The organism is Lysobacter firmicutimachus, assembly GCF_037027445.1.
GTDB lineage: Bacteria > Pseudomonadota > Gammaproteobacteria > Xanthomonadales > Xanthomonadaceae > Lysobacter > Lysobacter firmicutimachus.
On record NZ_JBANDL010000002.1, the window covers coordinates 4,641,352 to 4,657,847 of the forward strand.

Consider the following 16,496-nt stretch of genomic DNA (forward strand, 5'->3'; position numbering starts at 1 on the left):
TTTGCGCCGAACAACGTCCGTCCTGCAACGCTATGGTTCGGCCCTGCTACTGGCGCTGGCGGCACCGGCCGTGCCTGCCCAACCGTCGCCGGCGCAAAGCGCGCAGACGCAGCTGGAGCGCGGCAACGGCCCGGAACCGAGCACCCTGGACGCGCACCGTTGCCAGGAAGTCGCCTGCGGCAACGTATTGCGCGACCTGTACGAAGGCCTGGTCACCGAAGACGCGCAGGGCCGGCTGGTGCCGGGCATGGCGCAACGCTGGACGGTCTCGGCCGACGGCCGCACCTGGCGCTTCGTGCTGCGCCCGGGGCTGCGCTGGAGCAACGGCGAGGCGCTCGACGCCGGCCAGATCGTCGCCAGTTTCCGCCGCGCGTTCGCGCCGGCCACCGCAGCGCCGTTCGGCGAACTGTTCGACGCCCTCGATCAGGCCCAGGCGGTGCAGGCCGGCCGGGTCGCGCCGGAACGGCTCGGGGTGTCGGCGCCGGACCCGCGCACGGTCGAATTCCGGCTCAATCGCAGCGCCTCGTTGCCGGCCCTGCTGACCCTGCCGATCGCGTTCCCGGTGTACCTGCCGGCCGTGCGGCGCCACGGCGCCCAGCACACCCGGCCCGGGCAGCTGGTCTCCAACGGCGCCTACACCCTGGCCGCGTGGACCCCGCAGGCCAATCTGCAACTGCGGCGCAACCCGCGCTTCCACGACGCCGCCGCGGTGGCGATCGAGCGCGTGCGCTTCCACGTCACCGAGGACGCCGCCGCCGAACTGCAACGCTTCGCCGCCGGCGACCTGCACATCACCGAGGTGGTGCCGCCGCAGCCGCTGGTCTCGCTGCGCCGGCGCTTCGGCGCGCAACTGCGCCTGTCGCCCTATCTGGGCGCGTTCTGGCTCGGCCTCAACACCACCCGCGCGCCGTTCCGCGATGCGCCCTGCGCCGCCGGCGCGACGCGCTGCGACGACCGCGCCCTGGCGCTGCGCCGGGCCCTGGCGATGGCGGTCGACCGCGACAAGCTGACCCGCTACGTGACCGGCCTGGGCGAAACCCCGGCCTACGGCACCGTGCCGCCGGGCATCGCCGGCTACACCCCGGCCCAGGCCGCCTGGTCGGACCTGCCGCAGGCGCAGCGCGAGGCGCATGCGCGCGCTTTGTACCGCTACGCCGGCTATTCCGCGCGCAATCCGCTGACCCTGGAGCTGCGCTACAACACTTCGACCCCGCACCGGCGCCTGGCGCTGGCGGTCGCGGCGATGTGGCGGCAGACCCTGGGCGTGCAGGTGCGGCTGCGCAACGAGGAATGGAAGGTGTTCGTGCAGAACCGCAAGCAGCGCGCGATCACCCAGGCTTTCCGCGGCGGCTGGATCGGCGACCTCGCCGACGCGCGCAACTTCCTCGCCGCGTTCGGCAACGACGGGCCGCTCAACTGGACCGGCTACGACGACGCCGGCTACCGCGAGCGGCTGGCGCGCGCCGATGCCGCCGCCACCGACGCCGCGCGCAACGCCTGGCTGCGCGCCGCCGAGCAGCGCCTGCTGAACGATCACGCCGCGATCCCGCTGTACTTCTATACCTCCAAACATCTGGTTTCCGAGCGCGTGCGCGGCTTCCAGCCCAACGCCCTGGACCGTCACGCCAGCCGCTGGTTGAGCCTGAGCCCATGAACGCATCCGCCTCTCGCCCGCAATCGCTGGGCCGCCATTCCGAGACCCACCGTTCCGAGCGCGTGGGCTGGCTGCGCGCAGCGGTGCTCGGCGCCAACGACGGCATCGTCTCGGTCGCCGGTCTCGTGGTCGGCGTCGCCGCCAGCGGCGCCGACGCCGCCGCGATCCTCACCAGCGGCATCGCCGGCGCGGTCGCCGGGGCGATGTCGATGGCCGCCGGCGAATACGTGTCGGTGCGTTCGCAGGCCGACACCGAGCGCGCCGATATCGCGGTGGAACGGCGCGAACTGGCCGAGGACCCGGCCAGCGAACTGGAGGAGTTGGCGCGGATCTACGTGCGTCGCGGCCTGACCCCGGAACTGGCGCACGAAGTCGCGCGCCAGCTGACCGCGCACGATGCGCTCGGCAGCCACGCCCGCGACGAACTGGGCATCACTGAAACCTTGCGCGCGCGGCCGCTGCAGGCCGCGGCGGCATCGGCGCTGGCCTTCGTCTGTGGCGCCGCGCTGCCGATCGGCGCGGTGTTGCTGGCGCCGTCGGGCGAAGTCGAGGCGGTGGCGATCCCGACCACCCTGGCCGCGTTGTTCCTGTCCGGCGCGCTGGCCGCCTGGGCCGGCGGCGCGCCGGTGCTGCGCGGCGCGTTGCGGGTCGCGTTCTGGGGCGCGCTGGCGATGGCCGCGGCGACCCTGGTCGGGCGCCTGTTCGGCGTGCAGGTCTGATGCGGCCGGCGCTGGCCCGGTTCGGTTCGCGCCTGCTGGAGGCGGCGATCACTCTGTGGCTGCTGGCGACATTGTGCTTCGTGCTGCTGCGCGCCGCGCCGGGCGGCCCGTTCGACAGCGAAAAAGCCGCGCCGCCGGAGGTACAGGCCGCGCTCGAGGCCCAGTACCGGCTCGACCAGCCCTTGCCGATGCAATACCTGGCCTGGCTCGGCGACGCGGTGCGCGGCGACCTCGGGCCCTCGTTCCAATATCCCGATTACACCGTCAACCAGCTGATCGCCAACGCCTTGCCGGTGTCGATGCTCAACGGCGGCCTGGCCCTGCTGCTGGCCTTGCTGCTCGGCATCGGCTTGGGCGTGTGGGCGGCGCTGCGCGCCGGCCGCTGGACCGACCGGCTGCTGATGGGCCTGGCCGGGCTCGGCCTGGCGGTGCCCAAGTTCGTCGTCGCCCCCTTGCTGGTGCTGGTGTTCGCGGTCGGCCTGCACTGGCTGCCGGCCGGCGGCTGGGGCGAATGGGACAACATCGTCTTGCCGGTGATCGCCCTGGCCCTGCCCAACATCGCCTACTGCGCGCGCCTGACCCGCGCCTCGCTGCTGGAGACGCTGTCGGCCGACTACCTGACCGCTGCGCGCGCCCGCGGCCTGTCGGAAACCCGGCTGCTGTTCGCGCATGCGCTCAAGCCGGCGCTGCTGCCGGTCGCGGCCTGGCTGTCGCCGGCGCTGATCAACGTGGTCACCGGTTCGGCGGTGGTCGAGCAGGTGTTCGGCATCCCCGGCATGGGCCGCTATTTCGTCCAGGGCGCGCTCAACCGCGACTACACCCTGGTGCTGGGCGTGGTGCTGGCGATCGGCGCCCTGATCGTGGCGATCAACGTGGCCGTCGACGCTTTGCGCGCCTGGATGGATCCGCGGTGAGGCCGGGATTCGGGATTGGGGATCAGGGAGAGAGCGGAACCTGGCCGCCCGCTTTTGCGAATCCCTAGTCCCGAATCCCCAATCCCCGCCCCAGAGCTACACTGCGGCCCATGCGCAAGAAGAGCAAAGCCACCTCGGTCGACATCGCCCATCTGGCCGGCGTGTCCCAGGCCACCGTCTCGCGCGTGCTCAGCGGCAGCCCGCTGGTCAACGCCGAGACCCGGCGCCGGGTCGAAGCGGTGGTGCGCGAGCTCAACTACAAGGTCGACCGCCACGCCTCCAGCCTGCGCCGGCAGCGCTCGGGCACGCTGGCGATGCTGCTGTTCGAGGACCCGACCCCGGACGAGTCGCATATCAACCCGTTCTTCCTGTCCATGCTCGGCTCGATCACCCGCGCCTGCGCCCGCCACGGCCAGGACCTGCTGATCTCGTTCCAGCAGCTGTCCGACGATTGGGCCGGCGACTACGAGGACAGCATGAAGGCCGACGGCCTGATCCTGCTCGGCTACGGCGACTACCTGGCCTACCAGGGCAAGCTGCAGAAACTGGTCGAACAGGGCACCCGCTTCGTGCGCTGGGGCGCGGTGCTGCCGGACCAGCCGGGGCTGTCGATCGGCTGCGAGAACCTCGGCGGCGGCCGCCAAGCCGGCACGCATCTGCTGGCGCTGGGACGGCGGCGGGTGGCCTTCCTCGGCGACGCCTCCAGCCATTATCCCGAGTTCCTCGACCGCTACCTCGGCTGCGAGCAGGCCCTGGCCGCCGCGGGGCTGACGCTGGACCGCGCCCTGCAGGTCGACGCGGAAAGCGCCGAAGACGCCGGCCACGCGGCTGCCTGCGAGCTGCTGGCACGCGGGCTGCCGTTCGATGCGATCTTCGCCGCCAGCGACCTGATCGCGATCGGCGCCATGCGTGCGCTCGCCGAACACGGCCTGCGCGTGCCGGAAGACGTGTCGGTGGTCGGCTTCGACGACATCCCGATGGCGCGCTTCGCCCACCCGCCGCTGACCACGATCTTCCAGGATACCAAGCAGGCCGGCGAGCTGCTGGTCGACACGCTGATGAAGCTGATCCACGGCGAGCAAGCCCACAGCGTGCGGCTGCCGACCTCGCTGGTGGTGCGCAAGTCCTGCGGCGCCGGCTAAGCGGGCGTTGCCGCCCGTTGCGGGAGCCCGCGTCCCGCGAAACGTCCTGCGGTCATAAGCCGCAACAGTCGCGGCGATGCAATACCGCACCGCTGCCCGTACTAAGCGAGCGATTTACCGCGCTCGCGTCCAAGGCGACGGGTAGGCGTTGAAGCAAAAGCAAATCGCCCTAGCCCCTTTTTCGAAAGAGGGGAAGCCGTTCCGGCCGGTTTCGCAGACTGGGGCCCCGCAGGCGCGATCAGCGCCGGCGGGCGTGGGCCATGGCCCGATCCAACGCCGCGGCCAGGCCCGGATCGCGTACCGGTGCGTCGAGCAGATAGACCTGCACCCCGTGCGCGGGCACCTGCGCGCGCAGGCTTTCGCCCTTTCCGATCACCGTCTCGGCGCCGCCGAAGGCCGCGCGCCAGGTGCCCGCCTGCAGGTACTGCGCGACCACGAAGTCCGCCGGCGCATCGCCCTTGTTGAGCAGGACCAGCGCGATCTGCGCCGTGTCGCCGTGCTGGTAGACGCGATAGAACGCGGCGCGGTCCCCCTGCAGCAGCACGTTCAACTGCAAGCCGCGCTGCAGGGCCGGCGAGTCGCGGCGCACGCGGGCGATGCGCTTGAGCGCGGCATGGATCGGATGCGCGGCCCCGGCATCGACCCGCGCCTGGCCGTAGTAGTTGCGATTGCCCGCATGCTCGGCGCGGCCGCGCTGGAAGCCGGTTTCCGAACCGTAATAGATCACCGGGATGCCGCGCGCGGTGAACAGCCAGTGGTTGGCGTCGATGAAGCCTTCGTCGCTGGCGTCCAGCCGCGCCATGTCGTGGTTGTCGTAGAAGGTCATCAGTTCGTACGGGTTCGCGTACGGCCCGTCCTGCAGGTACAGGCGCTCGTCGAGGCGGGCGTAATCGGCGCGGCCGCGGCCGAACACCTCGGCCAGGCGTTCCTTGAGCGGAAAGTCGAGCACGCTGACTCCGCCGTTCTCGGCCCAGGTGAACGGCGCGATGTTCTCGGCTTTGTAGTCGAAGGCCTCGCCGAACATGAACAAGCCCGGCCGCTTGGCCCGCAGGCGCGCGGCGAAACTGCGCCAGAACGGCATCGGCACGTGGCGGATGGTGTCGATGCGCAGCGCGTCGGCGCCCTGATCCAGCCATTGCGAGTAGGCATCGACGAAGTACTCCAGCAGCGCCGGGTTGCTGTCGTCGAGGTTGGACAACTGGACCAGATCCTTCTGGGGGCGAAAGAAGCGGTGCAGCGGCTCGCGCTGCGGGTCCAGCCGCTCAGGCGGCAGATTCTGGTGGTCGGCGACCAACACGCCGTCGCGGTAGATTTCGCCGTATTTGGGCTGATCCTGCGGCATCGTGAACGAGGGCGAGCCGTGGTTGGCGACGATGTCGAGCACCGTCTTGAGCCCATGCCGCTTCAGGCCCGCGGTCAACGCAGCGAAATCCAGCCCCGGGCTGGGCAGGTGCTCGTCGAGGCGGAAGAAGTCCACGCCCCAATAACCGTGGTAGCCGGTCTTGCCGCGGTCCTGGAAGGCGCCGCCCCAGGTCACCGCCTCGCCGCCGGTGAAGGCCTGATCGGGGTTGTCGACGATCGGCGTCAGCCAGACCGCGCCGAAGCCCATGTCGCGGATGTAGCCGGCATTGTCGAGCAGGCCTTTGAAGTCGCCGCCGAGATAGCCGATGTTGTCGCTCTCGCCGGCCGGCGCGCCCGCGACCGGCCGGTCGAAGCTGCGCGTGGCCGGGTCCGGGCCGCCCTGCTCGCGCTGATCGTTGTTCGGATCGCCGTTGACGAAGCGATCGGTGACCACGAAGTACACCGCGTCGGCGGCCATCGGTTCGAGCGTGCCGTAGTAGTCGCGCGCAGCCGCCGGCGCGCTCGACCCGGCCGTCGCGCAACCGGCGAGCGCCAGCGCCAGCGCGGCCAACGCCAAGCGGCTCATGCGCCCGGCTCGCGCACCCGCAGCACGCACAGGCCCGAGACGACCAGGCTCGCGCCGCCGATCACCAATGCCCATACCGGCTCTCCGTGGAAGAAGGTCTTGAGCAGGAAGCCGAGCAAACTCGCCGCGACCAGCTGCGGAATGACGATGAAGAAGTTGAAGATGCCCATGTACACGCCCATCTTGGCCGCCGGCAAACTGTCCGACAGCAGGGCGTAAGGCAGCGACAGGATCGAGGCCCAGGCGAAACCGACGCCGAGCATGGACAGCAGCAACCACTGCGGGTCGCGGATCAACGCGATCGAGATCAGCCCGGCGCCGCCCAGGCAGACGTTGACCAGATGGCTCCAGCGCAGGCCCCAGCGCCGCGCCATCCACGGAATCGCCACCGCCGCCAGCGCGGCGAAGCCGTTGTAGGCGGCGAACAGCACGCCGACCCAGTTCGCGCCGTCGTTGTAGGCGGCCGAGGCGGTGTCGCTGCTGTGGTAGTGCAACTGGGTCACCGCCGGCGTGGTGTAGATCCACATCGCGAACAAGGCGAACCAGGAAAAGAACTGCACCACCGCCAGGCGCAGCATGGTCGGCGGCATGCCGTGCAGGTCGTCCATGACGCTGGCGAAGCCGCTGTCCTCGCCCACCACGCCGCGCAGGCACTGGGCCAGGCCGAACGCGGCGATCATGCCGGCCAACACGTACAACTGGCGGTCCAGCGCGGCCATCGAGATCGCCACGGCCAGGATCGCGCCGACCGTGACCCAGGCCGCGCCGAGCAGCAGGCAACGCACCCGGTCGCGCGGCGGATGCGGCGGCGCCGGCGGCGCTTCGTCGTACTCGGCCAGTTGCTCGGGCGGATACTCGCGCGTGCTCAGCACCGTCCAGCCCACCGACAGCAGCAGCACCGCGCCGCCGGCGTAGAAGGCGTAGCGCACCGTGTCGGGCACCTCGCCGGGCATGGCGGTATTGGCGACGCCGTAGTGCGCCAGCACGTAGGGCAGCGCGCTGGCGACCACCGAGCCGACGCCGATGAAAAAGCTTTGCATCGCATAGCCGGTGGGGCGCTGGCGCGGCGGCAGCTGATCGCCGACGAACGCGCGGAACGGCTCCATCGAGATGTTGATCGACGCGTCCAGCACCCACAGCAGGCCGGCCGCGATCCACAGGAACGGCGCGTTGGGCATCGCCAGCAAGGCCAGCGAGGCCAGCACCGCGCCGATCAGGAAATACGGACGCCGCCGGCCCAGGCTCGGGCTCCAGGTGCGGTCGGACAGATAGCCGACGATCGGCTGCACGATCAGGCCGGTCAGCGGCGCGGCGATCCACAGCATCGGGATGTCGTCGATGGCCGCGCCGAGGGTCTGGAAGATCCGGCTGACGTTGGCGTTCTGCAGGGCGAAGCCGAACTGGATGCCGAGGAAGCCGAAGCACATGTTCCAGATCTGCCAGAACGACAGCTGCGGCTTGCGGGACGGAGCGTCGTGGCGATCGGTCATGGCTTGGATACTGGCATGAAGCGGGTTGGGACAACCGCGCCGGACGGACGAGGCCGGGTCAAAAGCAAATCCCCCTCGATCCCCCCTTTGTCAAAGGGGGGGCGACAAGCAGGGCGGCGACGTCGATCACACCACGTCGCACCCCGAGCGTCCGCATCCGGCTCCCCTTTTGAAAAAGGGGGCCGGGGGATTCGCCTTTGCCTTGCTCTTATCCGGTCAGAACTGCGACGAGAACCGGATCCCGTACATCCGCGGCGTATTCAAGTAACGGATGTTGGTGGCGTTGTTGATGAAGCCCTTGCCCGAATAGACCTCGTCGGTGAGGTTGGAGACGAAGCCGTCGATGCGGAACTGGTTGTCGCTGCCGAAGTTCAGGCCGGCCGACACATTGACCGTCAGGAAGCCGTCGACGTCGTCGCGCATCGCCAGGCCGCTGGCCGGGCCGCCGCCGGCGGCCGGGTTGGAGCCGTTGTTGAAGGCCATGTCGGCGAGCGGAACTTCGATCACGTTGCCGGCCGCGTCCAGACCGAAGCCGCGGCTGTTGAACGCGGTCAGGTAGTAGTCGGAGCGATAGGTCAGGTTGACCGTCCAGTCGAACGAACTCAACGCGCCGCGGCCGATGTCGATGGTCTGCGACAAGCTGACATTGGCGTTGTACTTGGAGGTGTTCGGCAGGCGGTTGCCGTCCAGCGGCACGATCAGGCCGAGCCCGCCGGAGCGCGTGTCCAGCACCTTGGAGTCGTCGAAGGTCGCATCCAGGTAGGTGAAGTTGTAGCCCAGGTCGAAGCCGTACGGCAGGCCGACCCGGCCTTCCAGTTCCAGGCCGAGCACGCTGGCGTTGGCGGCGTTGTCGTTGAACACCTGGCGGCTGGTCGCGTTCGGGTTGGTCGGCGTCGGCGCCGGCACGTCGATCAGGTTCTGCAGCACCTTGTTCTGGTAGTCGTAGTAGAACACCGACGCATTCAAACGCACCGGCGTTTCGCCCCAGACGTAGTCGCCCTTGATGCCGGCCTCGTACGAGGTCAGCTCTTCCGGCTCGAAGGTCGGCGCCAGCGCGGTGCCGTCGTTGAGCGACAGCGGCCGATTGATGCCGCCGGATCGGGTGCCGGTGGACACGGTGCCGTACAGCATTACCTGCGGCGAGAGGTCGTATTCGAAGCCGACCCGCCAGTCGACGTAGCTGTCCTTGTACACGTCCTCGCTCCGGCCGCCGGGGAAGTCCGAGCGCGCGATGACCTGGATCTGGTCGCGGTTCTGGCGCAGGAACTGGGCCCAGTTGTCGTCGACGCCGAAGCCGGCGAAGCCGCCGAGGAAGTAGTCGAGCGTGTTGGCGCCCGGGTCGCAGCGCAGTTCGGCCGGGGTCCAGCCGGTGCATACGCTGGGATCGCCGCCCGGACGCCCGCCCGGCGCGGCCAGGCGGAAGCCCGGCGAGCCCAGCACCAGGCCGGTGGTGTAGGGGTTGGTGGCGGTATTGACCGGCTGGCCGGTGAATTGCTGGAACAGGCCTTCCGGAATCACGAACTGGTACTTCAGGTTCGATTCGCGCGCGATCTTCTTGTCGCGGGTGTAGCGCACGCCGCCGATCAGGCGCAGCGAATCGGTCGCGGCGAAGCTGAAGTCGCCGTACACCGCATTGGATTCGACCTTGGAATTGTCGCCGCGGTTCTCGCCGCCCAGGCCGTCCTGCCAACCGCAGATCGTGCCCGGACGCCACCAGTCGCAATCGCCGAAGTAGCCGTTGCCGACGTCCCAGGACACGTAGTCGTACTTCTCTTCGTAGTTGAACAGGCCCGCCGACCAGATCAGCTTGCCGGTGTCGCCGAAGAAGCGCAGTTCGTTGATGGTCGAGCTGGACTTGTCGGCCTGATAGAAGGTGTCGTACCAGGCCAGGCGTTCGGGGTTGTGGTAAGCCTCGCGGTCCGAGCCCGGGTACACCGGGCCCAGCTGCCACTCGCGCGAGGCGTTGCGGTTGTAGAAGTCGTACTTGCGGTAGGAGGTGTTGAACTCCACCGACACCGCGTCGTTGAACGCGTAGGTGAAGGTCGCCGCGACGCCCTCGATGTCGTTGGTGGTCTTGCCCTGGGTGCGGAAGTACTGGCGGAACGGATCGGACAGGTCGTCGATGTCGTAGCCGGCGGCGAGGCCGCGTTCGGCGAACAGGCCCGGGTCGCCGGTGCCGCGCTCGGTGACCTTGTCCAGCATCACGTAAGCCGAGAACTTGTCGTTCGGCTCCCACAGCGCCGACAGGCGCAGGGCCTGATTGTCGATCGCGCCCGGGCCCTCGGCGCCGAACAGCGATTTGGGATAGCCGTTGTCGATGTAGGACGAGCGCTCCTCGTCGAACAGCGCCGCACGCAGGGCGAAGGTTTCGCCGATCGGCAGGTTGAGCACGCCCTCGGCGGTGGTGAAATCGTGGTTGCCGGCGCCGACCTTCAGCCCGCCGCTGGTCACGCCGAGCTCGGGGCGCTTGGAGATCACGTTGATCGAGCCGCCGGTGGCGTTGCGGCCGCGCACCGTGCCCTGCGGGCCCTTGTTGACCTCGATCCGGTCGACGTCGAAGAACATCGGCCCGATCGAGCGCGGACGCGGCAGGTAGATGCCGTTGTAGTAGGTCGCCACCGACGGATCGGAGGAGAAGTCCGAGTCGGCCGCGCCGATGCCGCGCAGGAAGATCTCGTACTTGCCTTCCTGGCGGGTGATCTGCAGGCCGGGCACCACCGCCTGCAGGTTGCGGAAATCGGTGTTGATGCCGAGCTTGGTCAGGTCCTCGCCGCTGAACGACTGGATCGTGCCGGCGTACTTCTGGATCGACTGCACGCGGCGGTTGCCGGTGACCTGGACCGCGTCGAGTTCGTGCGCGGCGGTCGAGGGCTCGGTCGGCGCGGCGGCGGCCGGCGCGTCCTGCGGCGCGGGAGCGTCGGCGGCCCACACCGTCCACGAACTGCACAGCCCGAGCGAAGCCAGGGCCGCGGTCAGCAGGTGGCGGTTGAATTGCGATTGCGGCGTAGCCGGCTTGAGTGTCGACATGCTCCCCTCCAGAAGCGCTGTGTGTCGTGGCGCGCGCGCACTGTCGTCGCGCTGCGTCCGCCGGGGCGATGCGTGCGCCCTCGGTCCGAGCGCATGTTAGGCAAGCCGCTCGCCGCGCAGCGGGTTCTGCATACGTATTCATGGCGGGCAGTCGCATTCATGTCGCAGTTCTTCCGGCCGCGCTCCCATGAATACGTATGCAGTTGCGACGGCGCCCGCAACCGGCGGCGGTAAGCTGCCGCGCATCGCGGCGATGCAGCACGCCGACCGCACACCATCAGGGGTTTCTCTTGCCAGCCGCCAGCCTTCCGACCGCCGCCGCCCAACGCAACGACGCATGGTGGCGCGGCGCGGTCATCTACCAGATCTACCCGCGCAGCTTCCGCGACCTCAGCGGCGACGGCGTCGGCGACCTGCCCGGCATCATCGACAAGCTCGACTATGTCGCCGGCCTCGGCGTCGATGCGATCTGGATCTCGCCGTTCTTCAAGTCGCCGATGGCCGACTTCGGCTACGACATCGCCGATTATCGCGCCGTCGATCCGCTGTTCGGGCAATTGGAGGATTTCGACCGGCTGCTGGCCAAGGCGCATGCGCTGGGCCTGAGGGTGATGATCGACCAGGTGCTCAGCCACACCTCCGACCAGCACGAGTGGTTCCAGCGCAGTCGCGAAAGCCGCGACAACGACTACGCCGACTGGTACGTCTGGGCCGACGCGCGTGCCGACGGCACCGCGCCGAACAACTGGATGTCGCTGTTCGGCGGCGTGGCCTGGCGCTGGGAACCGCGCCGCCAGCAGTACTACCTGCACAACTTCCTGTCCTCGCAGCCGGACCTCAATTTCCACAACCCGGCGGTGCGCGCGGCGGTGCTGGACAACGTGCGCTTCTGGCTCGACCGCGGCGTCGACGGCCTGCGCCTGGACGCGATCAACTTCTGCTTCCATGACGCGCAACTGCGCGACAACCCGCCCAAGCCGCCGGAACTCCGGGTCGGGCGCGGTTTCAGCGCGGACAATCCCTACGCGTTCCAGTATCACTATTACAACAACAACCAGCCCGAGAACCTGGACTTCCTCGCCGACCTGCGCGCCTTGCTGGACCGTTACCCGGGCGCAGTGTCGCTGGGCGAGATCTCCTCGGAAGACTCGATCGCGACCATGGACGAGTACACGCGCCACGGCCGCCTGCACATGGGCTACAGCTTCGAGTTGTTGACCGACGACTATTCGGCGGCGCACATCCGCGGCACCGCCCAGACCCTGCAGTCCGCCATGCGCGAAGGCTGGCCCTGCTGGGCGATTTCCAACCACGACGTGCAACGCGTGGTGTCGCGCTGGGGCCGCGGCGGGACGCCGCCGGAGTTCGCCAGCATGCTCAGCGCGCTGACCTGCTCGCTGCGCGGCTCGGTATGCATGTATCAGGGCGAGGAACTCGGCCTGCCGGAAGCCGAACTGCCGTTCGAGGCCCTGCGCGACCCGTTCAGCATCGCGTTCTGGCCGACCTTCAAGGGCCGCGACGGCTGCCGCACCCCGATGCCGTGGGACGCGAGCGCACTGGCCGGCTTCAGCGAAGCGACGCCCTGGCTGCCGATCGCCGATGCGCACCGCGGCCTCGACGTGGCCGCGCAGGAGCGCGATCCGGACTCGCCGCTGCAGCGCCTGCGCCGCTTTCTCGCCTGGCGCAAGCGCCATCCGGCGCTGCTGCAGGGCGCGATCGCCTTCCTCGACACGCCCGAACCGGTGCTGGCCTTCGTCCGTGGCGAGGGCCCGCAGGCGATGCTGCTGGCGTTCAACCTCGGCCCCGCCCCGGTCGCGCTGGAACTCGGCGAACGCGCGGCCTGGAGCGTCGACGAAGGTCACGGCCTGCCGTCCGGCACGGTCGAGGCCGGCCGCCTGCGACTGCCGGGCTACGGCGTGTACGTGGCGCGCGCGCCGGGTTGAGCGCCGCGCGCGGGCACGCCGACGGCGCTCAGGGCGCGGGCGCCGCCTCGGCGGGCGCTTCGTTCAACCCCAGCCAGCCCATCACCACCGCGCGCGCTTCGTCCACGCCCTGCTTGGACTCGCCGGAGAAGGTCTGCACGCTGACCGTGTCGCCGAACGCGGACTGCAGTTCCTTGCGCACCGCCATCAGCTGCTGCTGTTGCTGGCCGCGACCGAGCTTGTCGGCCTTGGTCAGCAGCGCGTGCGCGGGCAGGCCGCGGCCGGCGGCATAGCCGATCATGTGCCGGTCGTAGTCCTTGAGCGGATGGCGGATGTCCATCACCACCACCAGGCCGCGCAGCGCCTGGCGGGTTTCGAAGTAACGGTCGAGAAACGCCTGCCAGTGCGCCTGCAGGTTCTGCGGCACCTTGGCGTAGCCGTAGCCCGGCAGGTCGACCAGGAACCGGTCCGGTTCCGGCGCCGGCTCGGGGCCACGATAAGGCGGGCTGACGTCGAAGAACACCAATTGCTGGGTGCGGCCCGGGGTCTTGGACACGCGCGCCAGCGCGTTCTGCTGGCACAGGGCGTTGAGCGCGCTGGACTTGCCGGCGTTGGAGCGGCCGGCGAACGCGACCTCGTAGCCGCCGTCGGGCGGCAATTGCTTGTGGTTGTGCGCCGACAGCAGGTAGCGGGCACGGGCGAGGTGATTGGTCATCGCACTAGGATCGCATGCGCCGGCGCCTCGGCGCGCCGCCGGCGCCTGAACCCGCGTTGACCCGGTCCGGGCCGACCCTGATAATTCCGAGGTTCCGGCGCGCGTGCCGCGCCGGGCGCCAGCCGTCCGCCAGCCCATCCCGCAGCAAGCCAGTAGTTCGGAGCCCAGCTACATGAGCCAAGCCCGCGTCTTCGGCCTCGTCGGCCTCGTCGCCCTCGCGGCTGCCGCCGTTGCGTATGCACAGACCACGGTCACCCCGATTCCCGACAAGGAACCGGTCCAGACCGCGCCGTTGTCCGGCAGCCCGAAGCCGGTGTGGGGCGACGTCAAGGCGGGCGCGACCAAGGCCGGCACCTGCGCCGCCTGCCACGGCCTCGACGGCAACCCGACCGATCCGCAGTACCCGCGCCTGGCCGGCCAGAGCGAGCGCTACATCGCGCACCAGATCGCCCTGTTCAAGAGCGGCGAGCGCAACACCGGCATGGCCGCGGCGATGAAGCCTTACGCCGACGCGCTCAGCGACCAGGACGCGCGCGACCTGGGCGCCTATTTCGCGACCCAGAAGTCCGGCGCCGGCGTCGCCGACGACACCGTGATCGCGGCCGGTCCGAACAAGGACAAGAAGTTCTACCAGGTCGGCGAGCAGCTGTTCCGCTCCGGCGACAAGGCCCGCGGCATCCCGGCCTGCATGGCCTGCCATGGCCCCGGCGGCGCCGGCAATCCCGGCCCGGCCTATCCGCACATCGCCGGCCAGCAGGCGGCCTACTCGCAGCGCCGGCTGGAGGAATACCGCGCCGGCACCACGGCGCAGAAGGACCCGCACCTGTTCAACATCATGGCCAGCGTGGCCAAGCAGCTGACCGACGAGGAAATCGGTTCGCTGTCCAGCTACCTGCAGGGCCTGCACCCGCGCGCCGACGACGTGGCCGCCGCTCAGGCGCCGGCTCCGGCCGCCAAGCCGGCCACGCCGGCGGCAGCGCCGGCCCCGGCGGCGGCGCCCGCCGCAACCCCGGCCGCCGCGCCGGCGCCGCCCGCCAAGGGCTGAACCGCACGCGCAACGCGATCCGACGCCGGCCTGGCGACAGGCCGGCGTTTTCGTTTCCGCGGCCGCCGCGCCGAGCGTGACCCCGGTCACTTTGCGCAACGCGGGAACTTCCGTGCCGCCGCGCCGGTCCATTCCGACACTCCTGGTTGAGACGCCGGCCGTTATCCTTAGCGCCGGCGTTTTTTATGTCCGCCCTGCCCCGCGACGAGCGCCGTTCGCCGCGAGCCACCACCGACGAGATCACCGATGAAACTGCGCTTGGCCGCCCTGCTGTTGCTCGCCGCCCTTCCCTTCGCCGCCGCCGCCGCGCCCAAGGCCGGCACCCCGGCCGGCCCTGCGCCGGAGATCGGCGTCGACTACGTCGTGATCGAAGGCGGCAAGCCGTTCGCGCCGGCCAAGGGCAAGGTCGAAGTGGTCGAGGTGTTCGGCTACACCTGCCCGCACTGCGCCCACTTCGAGCCGCAGGTCGCGGCCTGGCGCGCCAAGCAGCCGGCCGACGTCAGCTTCGTTCCGCTGGCCGCGCCGTGGGGCGGCTACTGGACCCCGTACGCGCAGGCCTTCTACACCGCGCAGTCGATGAAGCTGCTGGGCAAGACCCACGAGGCGGTGTTCAAGGCCCTGCACGAGCAGCGCAGCCTGCCGATCCAGAACGCCACCCCGGCCGAGATCGCCGCCTTCTACGCCAAGTTCGGCGCCAACGCCCAGGCCTTCGCCGCCGGCATGGCCGGTCCGGCCACGAACCAGGCGATGGAAAAGGCCAAGGCCTTCATCATGGCCAGCGGCGTCGACGGCACCCCGTCGATGGTGGTCGCCGGCAAGTACCGCATCACCACCCAGAAGGGCTTCGACGACATGCTGCGCGTCGCCGACCATCTGATCGCGCGCGAGCGCGCCACCGCGGGCAAGCGCTGAACCCGGCCTGCACTCCCGCTCGCCCATGACGGCCGCTATCCTGGCGGCCGTTCCCGGCGGAGCCGCGACGCACCGGCGCGCGCCCGCCCCTTCGACTGATCGCATTCCGATCGCTTTGTGGAGACTCCATCGATGAATTCACGCATGGCTTCGCTGTCCCGGTTTCCGCTGATGCTGACCGCGCTGGTCGCGCTGGCGGCCTGCAACAAGACCGAAACCCCGGCCGACACCGCCGCAGCCCCGAGCGCGCCGATGGCCGACGCCGCCGCACCGGCGGCCGACAGCGCCCCGGCCGCGCCGGCCGCCCCGGAAGAACCGGCGATCCAGCCGGCCGCCGTCGCCACCCCGCCGTCCGGCCCGGCCCCGGTCGCCGGCACCGACTTCCAGGAAATCCCCGCCGGCCAGGCCTACGAGCCGGTCGCCGGCAAGATCGAAGTCGCCGAAGTGTTCAGCTACACCTGCCCGCACTGCGCTCAGTTCGAGCCGCAGCTGCTGGATTGGCGCAAGAAGCAGACCGCGGACGTGAAGTTCACCCCGGTCGCCGGCCCGTTCGGCGGCAACCCGATCCCGTTCGCCAAGGCCTTCTACACCGCCCAGACCCTGGGCCTGCTGGAGAAGACCCACGAGGCGATGTTCCGCGCCGTGCACATCGAGCAGACCCTCCCCTACCAGAGCGTGACCGACCAACAGTTCGGCGACTTCTACGCCAAGTACGGCGCCAAGCCGGCCGACTTCATCGGCACCATGAACAGCTTCGCGATCAACGCCAAGCTCAAGCGCGCCGAGCAGTTCATGCAGCGCTCCGGCGTCAGCGCCAGCCCCTCGCTGGTGATCAACGGCAAGTACCTGGTCACCACCGAGAAGGGCTTCGCCGACATGCTGCGCGTCGCCGATCACCTGGTCGCGCGCGAACGCGCCGCGATGCAGGCCCCGGCCGCCGCACCGGCAGCGCCGGCCGACGGCGCCTCCGCTCCGGCGCCGGCCGCGGCGGCCGCCCCGGCGGCTCCGGCCAAGGGCTGATCGGCCCGC

Annotated in this window: 12 protein-coding genes; 8 read left to right on the forward strand and 4 right to left on the reverse strand. The window is 70.0% G+C overall.

From position 1 onward, the window contains the following. The first annotated feature begins 70 nt into the window (after positions 1-70). The 4 genes from V2J18_RS20120 to V2J18_RS20135 all read left to right on the forward strand — a co-directional run bounded on the left by V2J18_RS20120 (position 71) and on the right by V2J18_RS20135 (position 4,429). Positions 71-1,654, forward strand: coding sequence for a peptide ABC transporter substrate-binding protein (locus V2J18_RS20120; protein ID WP_336132700.1), 1,584 nt, complete (start codon positions 71-73; stop codon positions 1,652-1,654). Further along, positions 1,651-2,373: a VIT1/CCC1 transporter family protein gene (locus V2J18_RS20125; RefSeq protein ID WP_336132701.1), complete on the forward strand. Its 723-nt coding sequence runs from the start codon at positions 1,651-1,653 to the stop codon at positions 2,371-2,373. Before V2J18_RS20120 ends, V2J18_RS20125 begins: the two co-directional genes overlap by 4 nt. Beyond that, entirely contained in the window at positions 2,373-3,287 is a 915-nt protein-coding gene (locus tag V2J18_RS20130) for an ABC transporter permease subunit (RefSeq protein WP_064746673.1), read from the forward strand. Before V2J18_RS20125 ends, V2J18_RS20130 begins: the two co-directional genes overlap by 1 nt. 110 nt (positions 3,288-3,397) lie before the next feature. Further along, positions 3,398-4,429 (forward strand): LacI family DNA-binding transcriptional regulator, encoded by a 1,032-nt coding sequence (locus V2J18_RS20135; RefSeq protein WP_064746674.1) that lies wholly within the window; start codon positions 3,398-3,400, stop codon positions 4,427-4,429. A 238-nt stretch (positions 4,430-4,667) separates the two neighbouring features. On the opposite strand, the gene V2J18_RS20140 is transcribed toward V2J18_RS20135, so the two are convergent. The 3 genes from V2J18_RS20140 to V2J18_RS20150 all read right to left on the reverse strand — a co-directional run bounded on the left by V2J18_RS20140 (position 4,668) and on the right by V2J18_RS20150 (position 10,873). Continuing rightward, a complete protein-coding gene (locus V2J18_RS20140) occupies positions 4,668-6,356 on the reverse strand; it encodes an alpha-amylase family glycosyl hydrolase (RefSeq protein ID WP_336132702.1) in 1,689 nt (562 codons plus the stop codon). Then, positions 6,353-7,846 (reverse strand): MFS transporter, encoded by a 1,494-nt coding sequence (locus V2J18_RS20145; RefSeq protein WP_336132703.1) that lies wholly within the window; start codon positions 7,844-7,846, stop codon positions 6,353-6,355. Before V2J18_RS20145 ends, V2J18_RS20140 begins: the two co-directional genes overlap by 4 nt. 216 nt (positions 7,847-8,062) lie before the next feature. Further along, complete coding sequence (locus V2J18_RS20150; RefSeq protein ID WP_336132704.1) at positions 8,063-10,873, reverse strand: TonB-dependent receptor; 2,811 nt, start codon at positions 10,871-10,873, stop codon at positions 8,063-8,065. A 290-nt stretch (positions 10,874-11,163) separates the two neighbouring features. Between V2J18_RS20150 and V2J18_RS20155 the strand changes: the two genes are divergently transcribed. After that, positions 11,164-12,816: an alpha-glucosidase gene (locus V2J18_RS20155; protein ID WP_336132705.1), complete on the forward strand. Its 1,653-nt coding sequence runs from the start codon at positions 11,164-11,166 to the stop codon at positions 12,814-12,816. Positions 12,817-12,844: 28 nt separating this feature from the next. Here the strand turns inward: V2J18_RS20155 and yihA are convergent, their stop codons facing one another. Continuing rightward, on the reverse strand, positions 12,845-13,510 hold the full coding sequence (yihA, locus tag V2J18_RS20160) for a ribosome biogenesis GTP-binding protein YihA/YsxC (protein WP_064746679.1): 666 nt from the start codon (positions 13,508-13,510) through the stop codon (positions 12,845-12,847). Between the two features lie 172 nt (positions 13,511-13,682). On the opposite strand from yihA, the gene V2J18_RS20165 reads away from it, so the two are divergent. From V2J18_RS20165 to V2J18_RS20175, 3 genes are all read left to right on the forward strand, one after another. After that, entirely contained in the window at positions 13,683-14,555 is an 873-nt protein-coding gene (locus tag V2J18_RS20165; RefSeq protein WP_336132706.1) for a c-type cytochrome, read from the forward strand. Positions 14,556-14,801: 246 nt separating this feature from the next. Beyond that, the gene (locus tag V2J18_RS20170) at positions 14,802-15,467 is read left to right on the forward strand and encodes a thiol:disulfide interchange protein DsbA/DsbL (protein WP_064750031.1); all 666 of its coding nucleotides are present in this window, start codon (positions 14,802-14,804) and stop codon (positions 15,465-15,467) included. 144 nt (positions 15,468-15,611) lie between these two features. Further along, entirely contained in the window at positions 15,612-16,487 is an 876-nt protein-coding gene (locus V2J18_RS20175) for a thiol:disulfide interchange protein DsbA/DsbL (protein WP_336132707.1), read from the forward strand. Positions 16,488-16,496 lie beyond the last annotated feature (9 nt).

Bases quoted from the DNA above. Each gene is read 5' to 3' on its own strand.
- V2J18_RS20125 (WP_336132701.1), top strand. From the start codon at position 1,651: ATGAACGCATCCGCCTCTCGCCCGCAATCGCTGGGCCGCCATTCCGAG.
- V2J18_RS20130 (WP_064746673.1), top strand. From the start codon at position 2,373: ATGCGGCCGGCGCTGGCCCGGTTCGGTTCGCGCCTGCTGGAGGCGGCG.
- V2J18_RS20135 (WP_064746674.1), top strand. From the start codon at position 3,398: ATGCGCAAGAAGAGCAAAGCCACCTCGGTCGACATCGCCCATCTGGCC.
- V2J18_RS20140 (WP_336132702.1), bottom strand. From the start codon at position 6,356: ATGAGCCGCTTGGCGTTGGCCGCGCTGGCGCTGGCGCTCGCCGGTTGC.
- V2J18_RS20145 (WP_336132703.1), bottom strand. From the start codon at position 7,846: ATGACCGATCGCCACGACGCTCCGTCCCGCAAGCCGCAGCTGTCGTTC.
- V2J18_RS20150 (WP_336132704.1), bottom strand. From the start codon at position 10,873: ATGTCGACACTCAAGCCGGCTACGCCGCAATCGCAATTCAACCGCCAC.
- yihA (WP_064746679.1), bottom strand. From the start codon at position 13,510: ATGACCAATCACCTCGCCCGTGCCCGCTACCTGCTGTCGGCGCACAAC.
- V2J18_RS20165 (WP_336132706.1), top strand. From the start codon at position 13,683: ATGAGCCAAGCCCGCGTCTTCGGCCTCGTCGGCCTCGTCGCCCTCGCG.
- V2J18_RS20170 (WP_064750031.1), top strand. From the start codon at position 14,802: ATGAAACTGCGCTTGGCCGCCCTGCTGTTGCTCGCCGCCCTTCCCTTC.
- V2J18_RS20175 (WP_336132707.1), top strand. From the start codon at position 15,612: ATGGCTTCGCTGTCCCGGTTTCCGCTGATGCTGACCGCGCTGGTCGCG.